Below are 16,115 nucleotides of genomic sequence, written 5' to 3'. Positions count from 1 at the left end.
CATGGCCAAGACCTTATACCAGAAATTGTATGACGCCCACGTGGTGCACGAAGCGCCGAACGAGACGCCGTTACTGTATATCGACCGTCACCTGGTGCACGAAGTCACGTCGCCGCAGGCGTTCGACGGCCTGCGCGCCATGGGCCGAAAGGTGCGCCAGCCCGGCAAAACCTTCGCCACCATGGATCACAACGTATCGACCCAGACCAAAGACATCAACGCCAGCGGCGAGATGGCGCGCATCCAGATGCAGGAGCTGATCAAGAACTGCGCGGAATTCGGCGTTTCGCTGTATGACCTGAACCACCCGTTCCAGGGCATCGTGCACGTGATCGGGCCGGAGCAAGGCATGACGCTGCCGGGCATGACCATCGTCTGCGGCGATTCACACACCGCGACCCACGGCGCCTTCGGCTCGCTGGCGTTCGGCATCGGCACCTCCGAAGTGGAGCACGTGTTGGCGACCCAGACCCTGAAGCAGGGCCGGGCCAAAACCATGAAGATTGAGGTCATCGGCGATGCCGCCGAGGGCATTACCGCCAAAGACATCGTGCTGGCGGTGATCGGCAAAACCGGCAGCGCCGGCGGCACCGGCCACGTGGTGGAGTTCTGCGGCAAGGCGATCGAGGCATTGAGCATGGAAGGCCGCATGACCCTGTGCAACATGGCGATCGAAATGGGCGCCAAAGCCGGGTTGGTCGCGCCGGACGACACCACCTTCGCTTACCTGAAGGGGCGTCAGTTCGCACCGACCGGTGAAAACTGGGAGCAGGCGGTCGCTTACTGGCGCACGCTGAAGTCCGACGCTGACGCCCAGTTCGAGACCGTGGTGACGCTGCGCGCCGAAGAGATCGCGCCGCAGGTCACCTGGGGCACCAACCCCGGCCAGGTGATCGCCGTCAATCAGGCGATCCCGGCACCGGAATCGTTCAGCGATCCGGTCGAGCGCGCCTCCGCCGAGAAAGCGTTGGCCTACATGGATTTGAAACCGGGCATCAAATTGACCGAGGTGCCGATCGACAAAGTGTTCATCGGCTCCTGCACCAACTCGCGCATCGAAGATCTGCGCGCGGCGGCGGCTATCGCCAAGGGGCGCAAGGTCGCCAGCGGCGTGCAGGCCATCGTGGTGCCAGGCTCCGGCCCGGTGAAGGCCCAGGCGGAAGCCGAAGGGTTGGACAAAATCTTTATCGAAGCCGGTTTCGAATGGCGTTTGCCGGGTTGCTCGATGTGCCTGGCGATGAACAACGACCGCCTGAATCCGGGCGAGCGCTGCGCGTCCACCAGCAACCGTAACTTTGAAGGGCGTCAGGGCCGCGGTGGGCGCACCCACCTGGTCAGCCCGGCGATGGCCGCCGCGGCCGCCGTCGCCGGTCACTTCGCCGACATCCGTGATATTCACTAAGGGGCTAACGTGGCTAAATTTACTCAACATACCGGCTTAGTGGTGCCTTTGGATGCGGCCAACGTCGACACCGACGCCATTATTCCCAAGCAGTTTTTACAGAAGGTGACCCGCACCGGTTTCGGCCAGCACCTGTTCAACGACTGGCGCTTCCTCGACGACGCCGGCCAGCAACCGAACCCGGAGTTCGTGCTGAACAAACCGCGCTATAAAGGCGCCAGCATCCTGTTGGCGCGCGAAAACTTCGGCTGCGGCTCCTCGCGCGAACACGCCCCTTGGGCGCTGACCGACTACGGTTTCAAAGTGGTGATCGCGCCGAGCTTCGCCGATATCTTCTACGGCAACTCGTTCAACAACCAGCTGTTGCCGGTGACGCTGAGCGAGCAGCAGGTGGACGAGCTGTTCAAACTGGTGGACGCCAACGAGGGCACGGAGTTCGTGGTGAATCTGGAGAACCAGACGGTCAACGCCGGCGGCAAAAGCTATCCGTTCGAAATCGACAGCTTCCGCCGCCACTGCATGATCAACGGGCTGGACAGCATCGGCCTGACGCTGCAGCACGAAGCGGACATCTCCCGCTACGAAGCGCAGCAGCCGGCGTTTCTGAATTAATCCCCTTCACCCGCCGCCCGGCGGGTGAATTTTTTCCTCACCAGTAGCCCAGCAGCTTCCACCATGCGCCGCCGATCACTATCCAGATCAGCAGGTTAATTACACTCATCACCCATCCCGCTTTCCACCACTCCCCCAGCGTCACGTAGCCGGAGCCAAAGATGATCGGCGCGGTGCCGGTGCCGTAATGCGTCAGCGACATCATCAGCGAAGAAGAGAACGCCAGGATCAGGCCCAGCAGCGCCGGTGGCGCGCCGAGCGCGATGCCGGCAGCGAAGAAGGCGGCGAACATCGCCGTTACGTGTGCGGTGGTGCTGGCGAAGAAATAGTGAGAATACAGATAAATGAGGGTCAGCAAGATCGTGCCGCCCACCCAGCTCATGCCCATATGGTCGATGCCGTTGCCGACGGTCTGCGACAGCCAGCCGATCAGCCCCAGCTTGCCGAGGAAACTGGCCATCATCACCAGCGCCGAGAACCATACGACGGTATCCCAGGCCCCTTTATGCTTCAGCACATCCTCCCAGCTCAGCACCCCGGTAGCCAGCAGCACCGCCAGGCCGATCAGCGCCGCGGTGGTAGGATTGACCGCCAGCGCCGGGCCGAAGATCATCGCCGGAATGCCGGCCCACAGCACCAACAGCAGCGCGAACACCCCGAGAGTAATTTTCTCCGGCAGCGTCACCGGCCCCAGCGCCTGCAGCTTTTCGCGGGCGAAACGCGGCGCGTCCGGGGTGCTTTTCACCTCCGGCGGGTACAGCAGATAAATGATCAGCGGCATCACGATCAGCGAACACAACCCCGGCACCAGGGCGGCGATCGCCCACATCGACCAGGACAGTTCGAAGCTGCCGTGGGTGCCTTTGGCGATCAGGCTGACAATCAGCGGGTTAGGCGCAGTGGCGGTGATAAACATCGCCGAGGTGACCGGGTTAATATTGTAGTTCACCAGCGACAGATAGCGGCCTATCTTGCCGGAGGTATTGAGCTCGGGTTTGGAACCAAAGCTGTCGGCGATCGATTTCATGATCGGGTGAATGATGCCGCCGCCGCGCGCGGTGTTGCTCGGCGTCACCGGTGCCAGGGTGGTTTCCGCCAACGTCAATGCGTAGGCGATGCCGAGCGTTTTTTTACCGAACAGCGAGATAAAGTAGTAGCCGATGCGCGCGCCCAGCCCGGTTTTGTTCAGGCTGAGGGAGATCATGATAGAAAAGCCGATCAGCCAGATCAGCTGGTTGGAAAAACCGCTGAGCGCGTCGTCCAGCGCGGCGCCCGGCTTGCCGGGGTTGGTGACGCCGGTCACCGCCACCAGGGCGATGGCGATCACCGAGACTGCGCCGATCGGCATCGCCTTGCCGATGATGGCGATGATGGTGCCGATAAACAGCGCCAGCAGCTGCCAGGCGTTGGGCGCAACGCCCTCCGGCACGGGAATGAGGAACCAGATGATCAGCGTGGCGGCAAGGGCGCACAGGGAAGGAAGCAGTTTGAGCGGTGTGAGTTTATCCATAACGTTCCCACTGTTCTAAACAACAAGGCGGCATCTCAATAGCGAGACGGGCGTGGACGCAACGATCGCGCTCCATATGCCTTCAGCTTGGGCGTCCGCTTCAGCCTTCTCAATGACTTGCATCAAGAATGCCGTCGTTTGACCTCACACTTCACGCACTTTGGCGCTCATCCAGAGCGCCGCCAGCGCCAGCAGCGCCGCCATCCAATACACCGAGCCATGACCGAGGTTCTCCACCAGCGCGCCCTGCAGCACCCCGGCCAGGATCACCCCGGTCGAGATGCTGTTGGTGAACAGCGTGGTGGCGGCGCCCGGTCGGCCCGGCATCAAATCTTGAAAATAGAGCATGCCGATACCGGCGACGATGCCGATAAACACCGCGTTGAGCAGCTGCAACGCGATCAGGGTCGGCTTGGTCGCCAGCACCGTCAGCCCGAGGTAAAACAGCACGCCCGCCGCCACCGCCAGCAGCATCATGTTGCGCTTGCCGAAACGTTTGACGTAGTAACCGGCCAGCAGCATCGCCGGGATCTCCAGCCCGGCGGCGGTGCCCATCAACACCCCGGCCAGCCCCTCAGGCAGGCCGAGATCGGCGGTAATATACAGCGGCATGTCGATGATATACATGGTGTTGCAGGTCCACATCAGCATCGAGGCGATGAACAGCAGACGCACGTCGCGATTGCGCCAGGCGCTGGCGGGCGCAATCGGCGCGGATGCGCCGTCCCGCAGCCCGTCGCCGTCCGCGCGCGGCACCGAAGGCAGCATGAACCCGACCAGCAGCACGCAGATGGCGAAGGTGGCGGCGGCGATCAGGAACATCACGGTAAAGCCGTAATTCAGCGCCAGCGCAAACGACAGCGGCGGGCCTATCACCCACGCCAGCGAAAGCTGGGCGCGCATCACCGAACTGAACATCACCACTTCACGCGCCTCGCTGTCGGCGTATTCCCGCGCCAGCGCGAAAATCTGCGGCATGGCGGTGTTGGCAACGGCGGACATCAGCACCCCGGCGGTGATCAGCGTCAGGTAGTCGCGGTTAAAGGCGAACAGCAGGCAGTTGCCGACCGCCATCAGGCAGCACAGCAGGATCAGCCTGCGCCGATCGCCGCGGGTGTCGGAACGTTTGGCCAGCAGGAAGCTGACGACGATGCCGGCCACCGCGTTGGCGGTGTAAAACAGCCCGACCCACAGCGGCCGCACTTTGACCTCGGTGGTCAGAAACAGGCTGAGCGTCGGCGTCAGCAACGCGCCGGCGATGCCGGAGAGAAAAGCGATCAGCAGGAAGGCGGCAAAGATGGGGTTGATGCGCAGTGATAACCGTCTCAGGCGTTCCATATCCTCTTCCCTGATCCCAAAGCAGAAGCAAAAACCTTAGGTCACGGCGAGGAAAATGCAAGTCCATCGCCCTAACCGCAAATAAAAAAACCAGTGGGGCGACCCACTGGCTGGTGAAACAGCACCATTACTCAGAAACTTTTATGCCGCAGCGCCTTACAGGTGCTCGCGATACTGCTTGTCGCTCATCTCTTTGATATCCCATTGCGTCAGGTGCGCCAATATTGCCAGCCGCGCCTGCTCGGGCACCACGTTCAGCCAGTCGGCGTGCTGCCGACGCACCGCACTGAAATAGCGTTGATAGAACGATTTGGATAAGAAAGCTTTCATGATTACGCCCTCCCCTTTCATTGATGAAAATTATCGGCGTAATATAGGGAAAGAAAAATTGACGAGTTGAGACAGGAGTGTTCCTCTTTTATGTCCACGTCCAGATTGCAGCAGCAGTTCATCCGTCTGTGGCAGCGCTGCCACGGTGAAACCACCGACACCACGCTGCAGGCGCTGGCGGAGGCGCTGAGCTGTTCGCGGCGCCACGTGCGCTCCCTGTTGAGCGCCATGCAGCGGGAGGGCTGGCTCACCTGGCAGGCGGAGTCGGGACGCGGCAAGCGTTCGCGGCTAACCTTCCATTACACCGGCCTGGCGCTGCAGCAACAGCGGGCCGAGGAGCTGCTGGAGCAGGATCGCATCGATCAACTGGTGCAGCTGGTGGGCGACAAAAACGTGGTGCGCCAGATGCTGCTGTCGCAGCTGGGCCGCAGCTTCCGTCAGGGGAAACATATCCTGCGGGTGCTCTACTATCGGCAGTTGTACAACCTGCTGCCCGGCTCGGCGCTGCGGCGTTCCGAGACCCATTTGGCGCGTCAGATCTTCAACGGCCTGACGCGCATAAATGAGGAAAACGGGGAACTCGAATCCGATCTGTCCCACCATTGGCAGGCGCTGACGCCGCTGCACTGGCGGTTTTACCTGCGCCCGGCGATCCATTTTCATCATGGCCGCGAGCTGGAGATGGCGGACGTCATCAGCTCGCTTTCGCGTCTGACCTCGCAACCGCTGTTCTCGCATATCGAAAGCGTCACCTCGCCGACGCCGTTCGTTGTCGACGTGCATCTGCGCAGCCCCGACCACTGGCTGCCCTGGCTGCTGGGCAGCGTGCACGCCATGATCCTGCCGCGCGAATGGCGCGATCTGCCGGACTTCACCCGCCATCCGATCGGCACCGGCCCCTACCGCGTGGTGCGCAACCTTCCCAGCCAGATGAAGATCCACGCCTTCGACGACTATTTCGGCTACCGGGCGCTGATCGATGAGGTCAACATCTGGGTGCTGCCGGAGTTCTCCGAAGAACTGGTGCACTCCGGCGTACAGCTGCAGGGCGATGAAACCGGCAACAGCGAGCTGGAAAGCCGTCTGGAAGAAGGCTGCTACTTCCTGCTGTTCGATCAGCGCTCTCCCTTGGCGGCCGATCCCGCCATGCGCAGCTGGCTGTGCGAATTGATCAACCCCATTTCGCTGCTGAGCCACGCCGGGCCGCTCTACCAGCGCTATTGGTCGCCGGCGTACGGCCTGCTGCCGCGCTGGCACCACAACCGCGCGCTGGCGCAGCAGCCCAAACCGGCGGGGCTGACCGAACTGACGCTGACTCACTTCAATGAGCATTCGGAGTTCCACGCCATCCGCCAGGCGATCGAGCCGCTGCTGGCGCAGCACGGCATCCGCCTGATCGTGCAAAGCGTGGATTACGCGACCTGGCACCAGGGCGACGCGCGCAGCGATCTGTGGCTCGGCAGCGCCAACTTCTATCTGCCGCTGGAGTTTTCGCTGTTCGCCACGCTGTACGAGCTGCCGCTGATGCAGCATTGCATGAGCGAGGACCTGGCGCAGGATGCGGCGCTGTGGCGCGCCAACCGTCTGCCGCTGGCGGAGTTCTGCCAGCGCCTGGTCAGCAATCACCAACTGCATCCGCTGTTCCACCACTGGCTGCAGCTGCACGGCCAGCGCAGCATGCGCGGCGTGCGAATGAACACCCTCGGCTGGTTCGACTTCAAGTCAGCCTGGTTTGCCCCGCCGGAGGCATAAGCGCCTTTCGCCCGGGTCGGTTAATCTTTACAATAGCGCCGTCTCAACGGGGTGCGGAGAGTCGGGCCGCGTGATAAGCCCGATTTTCCGCTGAGAGCACACCCGTCGAACCTGATCCGGTCAATACCGGCGGAGGGATTTGAGCCCAGCGAACCGGCGACGCCGCCTCGCCCCCTCAGATGCCCTTGCCCCCTTATTTTTCAGGAGTGCAACGTGGTCAAAAAATATCTGCCCTGCTTATTGCTGCTGTGCGCCGCGCCGGTGTTCGCCAAGCCGACGCTGACGGTTTACACCTACGATTCCTTCGCCGCCGACTGGGGCCCGGGCCCGGCGGTGAAAAAAGCCTTCGAAGCCGAGTGCGACTGTGAGCTGAAGTTCGTGGCGCTGGAAGACGGCGTCTCACTGCTGAACCGCCTGCGCATGGAAGGCAAGAACAGCGCCGCCGACGTGGTGCTGGGGCTGGACAACAACCTGCTGCAGGCGGCGCAGCAAACCGGCCTGTTCGCGCCGAGCGGCGTGGACACCGCCAAACTGACGGTGCCGGGCGGCTGGCAGGACGCGACCTTCGTGCCTTACGACTACGGGTATTTCGCCTTCGTCTACGACAAGGAAAAACTGAAGAACCCGCCGAAAAGCCTGCAGGAGCTGGTCAGCAGCGATCGTGACTGGAAGGTGATCTACGAAGATCCGCGCACCAGCACGCCGGGCCTCGGCCTGCTGCTGTGGATGCAAAAAGTGTATGGCGACAAGGCGCCGGCCGCCTGGCAGCAGTTGGCGAAAAAGACCGTGACCGTCACCAAAGGCTGGAGCGAAGCCTACGGCCTGTTCCTGAAAGGCGAAGGCGATCTGGTGCTCAGCTACACCACCTCCCCCGCCTATCATCTGATCGCCGAGAAAAAAGACCGCTACGCCGCCGCCACGTTCAGCGAAGGCCACTACCTGCAAGTGGAAGTGGCCGGCAAACTGAAGGCCACCAAACAGCCTGAGCTGGCGGAGCGTTTCATGCAGTTCATGGTGACGCCGGCGTTCCAGAACACCATCCCGACCGGCAACTGGATGTACCCGGTGATCAACACCCCGCTGCCCGTCGGCTTTGAACAGATGAACGTGCCGCATACCGCGCTGCAATACAGCGCCGAAGAGGTGGCCACACAACGCGGCGGCTGGATCCGGGCATGGCAAACCGCCGTCAGCCGCTGATCCCCCACTGGCTCTTGCCGGGGCTGCTGGCCGCCGGCATGATCCTGCTGGTCGCCGCGCTGGCGATGGGCTCGCTGTGGCGTCACGCGCCGGACAGCGACTGGCGCGGCCTGTGGCAGGACAGCTACCTGTGGCACGTGGTGCGCTTCACTTTCCTGCAGGCGCTGCTGTCGGCGCTGATTTCGGTGCTGCCCGCCATTCTGCTGGCGCGCGCGCTCTATCGGCGTCATTTCCCCGGCCGACGACTGCTGCTGCGGCTGTGCGCCATGACGCTGGTGCTGCCGGTGCTGGTGGCGGTGTTCGGCCTGCTCAGCGTCTATGGGCGCCAGGGCTGGCTGGCGACGCTGTGCGGCTGGCTGGGCGTCGAGTATGATTTCTCACCCTACGGTCTGCAGGGCATTCTGCTGGCGCACCTGTTCTTTAACCTGCCGCTGGCCACCCGCCTGTTGCTGCAGGCGCTGGAGAACATTCCGGTGGAGCAGCGCCAGCTGGCCGCCCAGCTGGGCATGAACGGCTGGCAGCAGTTCCGCTTCGTCGAATGGCCGGCGCTGCGCCGCCAAATCCTGCCGAGCGGCGCGCTGATCTTCATGCTGTGCTTCGCCAGCTTCGCCACCGTGCTGTCACTGGGCGGCGGGCCGCAGGCCACCACCATCGAGCTGGCGATCTACCAGGCGCTGAGTTACGACTACGATCTGGGCCGCGCCGCCCTGCTGGCGCTGATCCAACTGGGCTGTTGTCTGGGGCTGGTGCTGATCAGCCAACGCCTGAGCCAGGCATTGCCGGTAGGGCATACCCACGCCCAGCGCTGGCGCAACCCGGAAGACAGCCTGTGGCGGCGCATCAGCGATTTTCTGCTGATCGCCGCCGCGCTGTTGCTGCTGCTGCCGCCTCTGCTGGCGGTGATCGCCGACGGCGCCAATCAGGCTATCGTCAGCGTGCTGCGCCAGCCGGTGCTGTGGCAGGCGCTGTTCACGTCGCTGCGCATCGCCCTTGGCGCCGGAGCGCTGTGTGTGGCGCTCACGATGATGCTGCTGTGGAGCAGCCGCGAGCTGAAGCTACGGCAGCACCTGCGCGGCGGCCAGGCGCTGGAGCTGAGCGGCATGGTGATCCTGGCGATGCCGGGCATCGTGCTGGCCACCGGCTTCTTCCTGCTGCTGAGCGATACGATCGGGCTGCCGCAGTCGCCCTATGCGCTGGTGATCCTCACCAATGCGCTGATGGCGGTGCCCTATGCGCTGAAGGTATTGGAGAACCCGATGCGCGATCTCGCCGAACGTTACAACCCGCTGTGCCTGTCGCTGGATATCCGCGGCTGGCGACGGCTGCGGCTGATTGAACTGCGCGCCCTGCGCCGCCCGCTGGCGCAGGCGCTGGCCTTCGCCTGCGTGCTGTCGATCGGCGATTTCGGCGTGGTCGCCTTGTTTGGCAACGAGCATTTCCGTACCCTGCCTTTTTACCTGTATCAGCAGATTGGCGCCTACCGCAGCCAGGACGGGGCGGTGACCGCGCTGCTGTTGCTGCTGCTGTGCTTCCTGCTGTTTACCCTGATTGAACGCTTACCGGGCCGCCATGCTGACGCTTGAAAAACTGACCTATCTGTATGAACACCTGCCGATGCGCTTTGATCTGCGCATCCAGCCGGGCGAGCGCGTCGCGGTGCTCGGCCCCAGCGGCGCAGGTAAAAGCACCCTGCTGAGCCTGATCGCCGGTTTTCTGCCGGCGGCCAGCGGCCGGCTGCTGCTGAACGGCGAAGACCACACCGCCACGCCGCCGGCCAAACGGCCGGTGTCGATGCTGTTTCAGGAAAACAACCTGTTCGCTCACCTGACGGTGGCGCAGAACATCGGGTTGGGGTTGGATCCCGGTCTGCGCTTGACTGCGCAGCAGCGTCAACAGCGAGAACACATCGCCCGTCAGGTCGGCCTGGAAGAACACCTGGATCGCCTGCCAGCGCAGCTTTCCGGCGGTCAGCGTCAGCGCGCCGCGCTGGCGCGCTGTTTGATTCGCCAACGGCCGATCCTGTTGCTCGACGAGCCCTTCTCGGCGCTCGATCCGGCGCTGCGCAACGAGATGCTGCAGCTGCTGCAGACGGTGTGCGAACAGCGCGACCTGACGCTGCTGATGGTATCGCACAACCTCGACGACGCCGCGCGCATCGCGCCGCGCACGCTGCTGGTGGTCGATGGCCGCATCTACTACGACGGCCCGACGCAGGCCCTGCTGGACGGCAGCGCCCCCGAAGCGCGCGTGCTGGGCATTTCGGGTAAAGCGTGATCTGACGCGCGTTTTTTATGCTGCGCCAATAAACCTGTTGTGCGAATTTTGCGCCTGTGTTTTTATAAAAACCTGACTTTTTTTACTGATGATAAGGTTCCCTGTGATCGCATCCTCGCTGACTTCGACCCTACTAGTTACCGCGCTACCAGCCGCGGTGGTCGTCGTGCGTGTGGTGGTGGTCGTCGGCAATGCGCCGTAGGGTCCGAATCAACGCATCGATTCCCAAACCCCGCCGGCGCAAACCGGGCGGGGTTTCTTGTTTTAGCACCCTGCCCAGAAAAGCTCACCGGCCTTGAGAAAGGACAGGAACATGGCAACTTCGGGCACGCCTCAACCGAGTACCCGCTTCACCGGCGCACAATTGATCGTTCATCTGCTGGAGCGTCAGGGCATCACCACCGTCGCCGGCATCCCTGGCGGCGCGGCGCTGCCGCTGTATGACGCGCTGAGCCAAAGCACCCGCATTCACCACGTGCTGGCGCGCCACGAACAGGGCGCGGGCTTTATGGCGCAAGGCATGGCGCGCGCCAACGGCAAAGCGGCGGTGTGCATCGCCTCCAGCGGGCCGGGCGCCACCAACCTGGTCACCGCCATCGCCGATGCCAAGCTCGACTCCATTCCGCTGGTATGCATCACCGGGCAGGTGCCTTCCTCGATGATCGGCACAGACGCCTTCCAGGAAGTGGATACCTACGGCATTTCCATCCCGATCACCAAGCACAACCATCTGGTGCGCGATATCCGCGAGCTGCCGCAGGTGATTGGCGATGCGTTCCGCATCGCCGAGTCCGGCCGCCCCGGCCCGGTCTGGATCGATGTGCCGAAAGACGTGCAGACCGCCACCATCACCCTGGAAGAGTTGCCGCCGATCGCCGTGCCGGACGCCGCCCCGAGCTTCGATCCGGCGCTGGTTTCGCAGGCCGCCGCGATGATCAATCAGGCGAAACGCCCGATCCTCTACCTGGGCGGCGGCATCATCTGCGCCGACGCTCACCGGCAGGCGCTGGAGCTGGCCGAGCGCGCCGGTCTGCCCACCACCATGACGCTGATGGCGCTGGGCGCGATGCCGGTGGAACACCCGCTGTCGCTGGGCATGCTGGGCATGCACGCCGCGCGCAGCACCAACTTCATTCTGCAGGAGGCCGATCTGCTGATCGTGCTGGGCGCGCGCTTCGACGATCGGGCAATCGGCAAAACCGAGCAGTTCTGCCCTAACGCCGCCATCATTCACGTGGATATCGACCGCGCCGAGCTGGGCAAGGTCAAACAGGCCAACGTGGCGATCCATGCCGACGTCGGCCAGGTGCTACAACAGCTGCTGCCGCAGATCGACACGCAGCCGCGCAGCGCGTGGCTGAACATCGTCAACGACCTGAAGCGCGAATTCCCGTTCAACATGCCGAACGCCGACGATCCGCTGAGCCATTACGGCCTGGTGCTGGCCGCCGCGCGCTGCGTGGACGACAGCGCCATCATCACCACCGACGTGGGTCAGCATCAGATGTGGGTGGCGCAGGCCTATCCGCTGAGCCGGCCGCGCCAGTGGCTGACGTCGGGCGGCCTGGGCACCATGGGCTTCGGTCTGCCGGCGGCGATCGGCGCGGCGCTGGCGGAGCCCGAACGTAAAGTGCTGTGCTTCTCCGGCGACGGCAGCCTGATGATGAACATTCAGGAAATGGCCACCGCGGTCGAGCACGATTTGGACGTGAAAATCATTTTGATGAACAACCAGGCATTGGGGCTGGTGCACCAGCAGCAAACCCTGTTCTACCAGCAGCGCATCTTCGCCGCCGCCTATCCGAAGCGTACCGACTTCCTGAAAATCGCCGCCGGATTCGGGCTGGATACCTGCGATCTGAACGCCGCGGAAGATCCGCAGGCGGCGCTGGCCGAGGCGATCCAGCGCCCGGGGCCCTGCCTGATCCACGCGCTGATCGATATCAACGAAAAAGTGTTCCCGATGGTGCCGCCGGGCGCCGCCAACATCGACATGATTGGAGAATAAGCCATGCTGCAACCACAAGATAAACCACAGGTGATCCTGGAGCTGGCGGTGCGCAACCATCCCGGCGTGATGTCGCACGTTTGCGGGCTATTCGCCCGCCGCGCGTTCAACGTCGAAGGCATTCTGTGTCTGCCGTTGAAAGACGGCCAACAGAGCCGCATTTGGCTATTGGTCGCCGACGATCAGCGGCTGGAACAAATGATAAGCCAGGTGGAAAAGCTGGAAGACGTGCTGCGGGTGAAGCGCCACAGCGAAGACGTGCGGGTATTTGAACAGCTGGAAGCGTTCTTCCAGTAAGGCGAACGGGGGCTAATGCCCCCGCAATCATTGCCCGGACAACACCTGCCACAGCAGGTGGCGATACACCGGCATCAGCGGCTGCTGGCTCAGCGCATAACCGGCCGCCAGTGCCGCCAGCCAACTCAATCCGCACACCACGCGCAGCCGCAGCGGTGTCAGCCAACGGCTCAGCCGATCGGCGCTGCGCTTGCCCTCGCGCCACCAGCGCCAGCTCAACCATACCGCCAGCCAGACCAGCAGCGCCGCCGCAAGCAACAGCCACTTGAACGTCGCGCTGTTGGCGTCGGCGGGGATATCGATCGCTACCCCCGCCAGAATGCCGGGGAAGAAATAAACCGGCGGCCAGGTCAGGCAACCGATGATGTTCGGCAACGCAAACTTGTACGGCGGCAAATCGAGCATGCCGGCCACCATCGGCACCAGCGGGCGCGTCGGGCCAACGAAGCGACCGATCAAAATGGTCGCCATGCTGTGCTGGTGCAAGGCATGTTCGGTTTTGTCGAGCAGCGCTTTGTTCTTCTTCAGAAACGACCAGCGATGCAAAGGCCCCTTAAAGGCGCGGCCGACGAAATAGGAGATCCAATCGCCGAGCAGGCAGCCGACGATGCCCGCCGCCCAGGCGTAGTAAAAATCCACCTTGCCGCTGCCGATCAGCGCGCCGATGCTGGCCATCATCACCGTACCGGGCAGCAGCAACCCCACCAGCGCCAACGACTCCAGAAAAGCGACCAGCAGAACGACCATCAGGGTGAAAGCCAGTGACTGGGTGATCAAATCTTGTAAATAGGCTTCCATTACACCTCTGTGGATTATTCGGGCCAAACGGGGCCGAGGATTTTCCAGCGCCGCCGCTGGCGAGTCAATCGATGAATTGTATGCGTATTTGGCAACGCCGCACGGCGATGGACAATCACTGTATAAAAAACCATACTATAATTTATCTATATTAGCGTCAAAACCGACATCACGCTGAATGTCGCGCACGCCGCCCGGCGGAAAACGAAGGGGTTATGACAGCACTGCAACAGGGGTTCCTGCTCACTCGCCACTGGCGCGACACGCCCGCCGGCACCGAGGTCGAATTTTGGCTGGCGACCGACGCTGGCCCGCGTCAGCTGCGTCTGCCGCCGCAAACCTCGGTGGCGTTTATCCCCGCCGAACAAAGGCCGCGCGCGGAACTGCTGCTGCGCGAAGAGCGGCAAGTCGAACTGAAACCGCTGGCGCTGACGGATTTTCATCACCGCCCGATGCTGGGGCTGTACTGCCGCCAGCACCGTCAGCTCATCAAGCTGGAAAAACTGCTGCGGGAAGGCGGCGTTGCGGTCTATGAAGCCGACATTCGCCCGCCGGAGCGCTACCTGATGGAACGCTTCATCACCGCGCCGGTGTGGTTCAACGGCAGCCCCAACGGCGGCGGCCTGTTGCTCAACGGCCAGATGAAGCCGGCGCCGGAGTACCGCCCAACGCTCAAGCTGGTATCGCTGGATATCGAGACCACCGCCCACGGCGAACTTTACTCCATCGCGCTGGAAGGCTGCGGCCAGCGGCAGGTCTACATGCTGGGGCCGGCCAACGGCGGCGATGAGCCGCTGGATTTCAATCTGGAATACTGCGCCAGCCGCCCTCAGTTGCTGGAACGACTGAACGCCTGGCTGGAGCGTCACGATCCCGACGCCATCATCGGCTGGAACCTGGTACAGTTCGATCTGCGGGTGCTGCAAAAGCACGCCGAGCGCTACCAGATCCCGCTGCGGCTGGGACGCGGCGGCAACCTGCTGGAGTGGCGTGAGCACGGCTTCAAACAGAACCATTTTTTCGCCGCCGCCGCCGGCCGGCTGATCATCGACGGCATCGAAGCGCTGAAATCCGCCACCTGGAACTTTCCCTCCTTCAGCCTGGAATACGTTTCGCAGGAACTGCTGGGCGAAGGCAAGGCGATCGACAACCCCTATCAGCGCATGGCGGAGATCGACCGGCGCTTCGCCGAAGACAAGCCGGCGCTGGCCCGCTACAACCTGAAGGACTGCGAGCTGGTGACGCGGATTTTCGCCAAGGCCGACCTGCTCAACTTCCTGCTGGAGCGCGCCACCGTCACCGGGCTGGCGGCCGATCGCAGCGGCGGATCGGTGGCGGCCTTCAGCCACCTCTATATGCCGCGCATGCATCGCCTGGGCTTTGTCGCCCCCAACCTCGGCGAACAGCCGGAGGAACACAGCCCCGGCGGCTTTGTGATGGATTCCCGGCCCGGCCTGTACGATTCGGTGTTGGTACTGGACTATAAAAGCCTGTACCCGTCGATCATCCGCACCTTCTTGATCGATCCCGTCGGGTTGGTGGAAGGCATGCGCCACCCAAATGACGCCGACTCGGTGCCCGGCTTTCGCAACGCCCGCTTCTCGCGCAGCAAACACTGCCTGCCGGCGATCGTTGAGCAGATCTGGCAGGGGCGCGAGGCCGCCAAACGCCAGCACAACAAGCCCCTGTCGCAGGCGCTGAAGATCATCATGAACGCGCTGTACGGCGTGCTGGGATCGAGCGGCTGCCGCTTCTTCGATCCGCGGCTGGCGTCGTCGATCACCCTGCGCGGCCACGAGATCATGCGCCAAACCCGCGAGCTGATCGAAGCCGAAGGCTATCAGGTGATTTACGGCGACACCGACTCCACCTTCGTCTGGCTGAAACAGCCGCATGACGAACAACAGGCGGCGCAGATCGGCCGGGCGCTGGTGCAACGGGTCAACGCCTGGTGGCAGCAGCATCTGCAGCAGCAGTTCGGGCTGGAGAACGCGCTGGAGCTGGAGTTCGAAACCCACTATTCCCGCTTCCTGATGCCGACCATTCGCGGCGCCGAGCAGGGCAGCAAAAAACGCTACGCCGGCCTGATCGCGCGCGCCGACGGCCAGGAAGAGATGGTGTACAAAGGCCTGGAAACGGTGCGCACCGACTGGACGCCGCTGGCGCAGCAGTTCCAGCAGCAGCTCTATCAGCGCATCTTCAAACAACAGCCCTACCAGGACTATGTGCGCGACTACGTCGGCAAAACCCTGAACGGCGACTTCGACGATCAACTGGTGTACCGCAAACGGCTGCGCAGAAAGCTCGACGACTATCAGCGCAACGTGCCGCCGCACGCCCGCGCCGCGCGCATCGCCGACGACTACAACCGCAGTCAGGGGCGGCCGCTGCAGTATCAGAACGGCGGCTGGATCAGCTACGTGATGACCGTCGCCGGGCCGGAACCGCTGGAAACCCGCCATTCGCCCATCGATTATCAGCACTACCTCGAACGTCAGCTGCAACCGGTGGCAGACGCTATACTCCCTTTCTTGCACGACGACTTCACCACGCTGGTCACCGGGCAGATGGGGCTGTTTTGAGATTGCGCCAGG

14 protein-coding genes and 1 riboswitch are annotated in these 16,115 nt (G+C 63.1%); of the genes, 10 read left to right on the top strand and 4 right to left on the bottom strand.

What is annotated here, in order from left to right; all coding sequences use genetic code 11:
- Position 1 precedes the first annotated feature (1 nt).
- Positions 2–1,402 (top strand): 3-isopropylmalate dehydratase large subunit, encoded by a 1,401-nt coding sequence (leuC, locus tag IMX17_RS16260; RefSeq protein ID WP_193549983.1) that lies wholly within the window; start codon positions 2–4, stop codon positions 1,400–1,402.
- Between the two features lie 9 nt (positions 1,403–1,411).
- On the top strand, positions 1,412–2,014 hold the full coding sequence (gene leuD / locus IMX17_RS16255; RefSeq protein WP_182265284.1) for a 3-isopropylmalate dehydratase small subunit: 603 nt from the start codon (positions 1,412–1,414) through the stop codon (positions 2,012–2,014).
- A 37-nt stretch (positions 2,015–2,051) separates the two neighbouring features.
- On the opposite strand, the gene IMX17_RS16250 is transcribed toward leuD, so the two are convergent.
- The 3 genes from IMX17_RS16250 to sgrT all read right to left on the bottom strand — a co-directional run bounded on the left by IMX17_RS16250 (position 2,052) and on the right by sgrT (position 5,192).
- Complete coding sequence (locus tag IMX17_RS16250; RefSeq protein WP_193549982.1) at positions 2,052–3,524, bottom strand: DASS family sodium-coupled anion symporter; 1,473 nt, start codon at positions 3,522–3,524, stop codon at positions 2,052–2,054.
- A gap of 144 nt (positions 3,525–3,668) precedes the next feature.
- Positions 3,669–4,862, bottom strand: a complete 1,194-nt coding sequence (locus IMX17_RS16245; protein ID WP_193549981.1) for a sugar efflux transporter — start codon at positions 4,860–4,862, stop codon at positions 3,669–3,671.
- 156 nt (positions 4,863–5,018) lie between these two features.
- On the bottom strand, positions 5,019–5,192 hold the full coding sequence (sgrT, locus tag IMX17_RS16240) for a glucose uptake inhibitor SgrT (protein WP_071845093.1): 174 nt from the start codon (positions 5,190–5,192) through the stop codon (positions 5,019–5,021).
- A 90-nt stretch (positions 5,193–5,282) separates the two neighbouring features.
- Here sgrT and sgrR point away from each other — a divergent pair, with 90 nt between their 5' ends.
- From sgrR to ilvN, 7 genes are all read left to right on the top strand, one after another.
- Positions 5,283–6,944 (top strand): HTH-type transcriptional regulator SgrR, encoded by a 1,662-nt coding sequence (sgrR, locus tag IMX17_RS16235; protein ID WP_033641844.1) that lies wholly within the window; start codon positions 5,283–5,285, stop codon positions 6,942–6,944.
- Between the two features lie 37 nt (positions 6,945–6,981).
- A riboswitch (TPP riboswitch) is annotated at positions 6,982–7,100 on the top strand.
- A gap of 57 nt (positions 7,101–7,157) precedes the next feature.
- A complete protein-coding gene (gene thiB, locus IMX17_RS16230; protein WP_193549980.1) occupies positions 7,158–8,144 on the top strand; it encodes a thiamine ABC transporter substrate binding subunit in 987 nt (328 codons plus the stop codon).
- Complete coding sequence (gene thiP / locus IMX17_RS16225; protein WP_193549979.1) at positions 8,120–9,727, top strand: thiamine/thiamine pyrophosphate ABC transporter permease ThiP; 1,608 nt, start codon at positions 8,120–8,122, stop codon at positions 9,725–9,727. The genes thiB and thiP overlap by 25 nt, the downstream gene beginning before the upstream one ends.
- Positions 9,714–10,418 (top strand): thiamine ABC transporter ATP-binding protein ThiQ, encoded by a 705-nt coding sequence (gene thiQ, locus IMX17_RS16220; protein WP_193549978.1) that lies wholly within the window; start codon positions 9,714–9,716, stop codon positions 10,416–10,418. Before thiP ends, thiQ begins: the two co-directional genes overlap by 14 nt.
- Positions 10,419–10,506: 88 nt before the next feature.
- Positions 10,507–10,620, top strand: coding sequence for an ilvB operon leader peptide IvbL (ivbL, locus tag IMX17_RS16215; RefSeq protein WP_154747116.1), 114 nt, complete (start codon positions 10,507–10,509; stop codon positions 10,618–10,620).
- Between the two features lie 111 nt (positions 10,621–10,731).
- Positions 10,732–12,426 carry an acetolactate synthase large subunit gene (ilvB, locus tag IMX17_RS16210; RefSeq protein WP_193549977.1) on the top strand — a complete coding sequence of 565 codons (1,695 nt, stop codon included), beginning with the start codon at positions 10,732–10,734 and terminating at the stop codon, positions 12,424–12,426.
- A gap of 3 nt (positions 12,427–12,429) precedes the next feature.
- Complete coding sequence (gene ilvN, locus IMX17_RS16205; protein ID WP_033641839.1) at positions 12,430–12,723, top strand: acetolactate synthase small subunit; 294 nt, start codon at positions 12,430–12,432, stop codon at positions 12,721–12,723.
- Between the two features lie 27 nt (positions 12,724–12,750).
- On the opposite strand, the gene IMX17_RS16200 is transcribed toward ilvN, so the two are convergent.
- Complete coding sequence (locus tag IMX17_RS16200; protein WP_193549976.1) at positions 12,751–13,521, bottom strand: DedA family protein; 771 nt, start codon at positions 13,519–13,521, stop codon at positions 12,751–12,753.
- A 215-nt stretch (positions 13,522–13,736) separates the two neighbouring features.
- On the opposite strand from IMX17_RS16200, the gene IMX17_RS16195 reads away from it, so the two are divergent.
- A complete protein-coding gene (locus tag IMX17_RS16195; protein WP_193549975.1) occupies positions 13,737–16,103 on the top strand; it encodes a DNA polymerase II in 2,367 nt (788 codons plus the stop codon).
- The last annotated feature ends 12 nt before the right edge of the window (positions 16,104–16,115 follow it).

Origin of the sequence: Serratia sp. X3 (genome assembly GCF_014982455.1) — a bacterium.
Taxonomy (GTDB): domain Bacteria; phylum Pseudomonadota; class Gammaproteobacteria; order Enterobacterales; family Enterobacteriaceae; genus Serratia; species Serratia ureilytica.
Note: the sequence above shows the minus strand (reverse complement) of the source record. Positions and strands in the feature narration are given on the sequence as shown.

What these genes read in the sequence shown, in the direction of transcription:
- IMX17_RS16200 (WP_193549976.1), bottom strand. Translation starts at nt 13,521, where the DNA reads ATGGAAGCCTATTTACAAGATTTGATCACCCAGTCACTGGCTTTCACC.
- sgrR (WP_033641844.1), top strand. Translation starts at nt 5,283, where the DNA reads ATGTCCACGTCCAGATTGCAGCAGCAGTTCATCCGTCTGTGGCAGCGC.
- IMX17_RS16250 (WP_193549982.1), bottom strand. Translation starts at nt 3,524, where the DNA reads ATGGATAAACTCACACCGCTCAAACTGCTTCCTTCCCTGTGCGCCCTT.
- leuC (WP_193549983.1), top strand. Translation starts at nt 2, where the DNA reads ATGGCCAAGACCTTATACCAGAAATTGTATGACGCCCACGTGGTGCAC.
- thiP (WP_193549979.1), top strand. Translation starts at nt 8,120, where the DNA reads ATGGCAAACCGCCGTCAGCCGCTGATCCCCCACTGGCTCTTGCCGGGG.
- IMX17_RS16245 (WP_193549981.1), bottom strand. Translation starts at nt 4,862, where the DNA reads ATGGAACGCCTGAGACGGTTATCACTGCGCATCAACCCCATCTTTGCC.
- sgrT (WP_071845093.1), bottom strand. Translation starts at nt 5,192, where the DNA reads ATGAAAGCTTTCTTATCCAAATCGTTCTATCAACGCTATTTCAGTGCG.
- IMX17_RS16195 (WP_193549975.1), top strand. Translation starts at nt 13,737, where the DNA reads ATGACAGCACTGCAACAGGGGTTCCTGCTCACTCGCCACTGGCGCGAC.
- ivbL (WP_154747116.1), top strand. Translation starts at nt 10,507, where the DNA reads ATGATAAGGTTCCCTGTGATCGCATCCTCGCTGACTTCGACCCTACTA.
- ilvB (WP_193549977.1), top strand. Translation starts at nt 10,732, where the DNA reads ATGGCAACTTCGGGCACGCCTCAACCGAGTACCCGCTTCACCGGCGCA.
- ilvN (WP_033641839.1), top strand. Translation starts at nt 12,430, where the DNA reads ATGCTGCAACCACAAGATAAACCACAGGTGATCCTGGAGCTGGCGGTG.
- thiQ (WP_193549978.1), top strand. Translation starts at nt 9,714, where the DNA reads ATGCTGACGCTTGAAAAACTGACCTATCTGTATGAACACCTGCCGATG.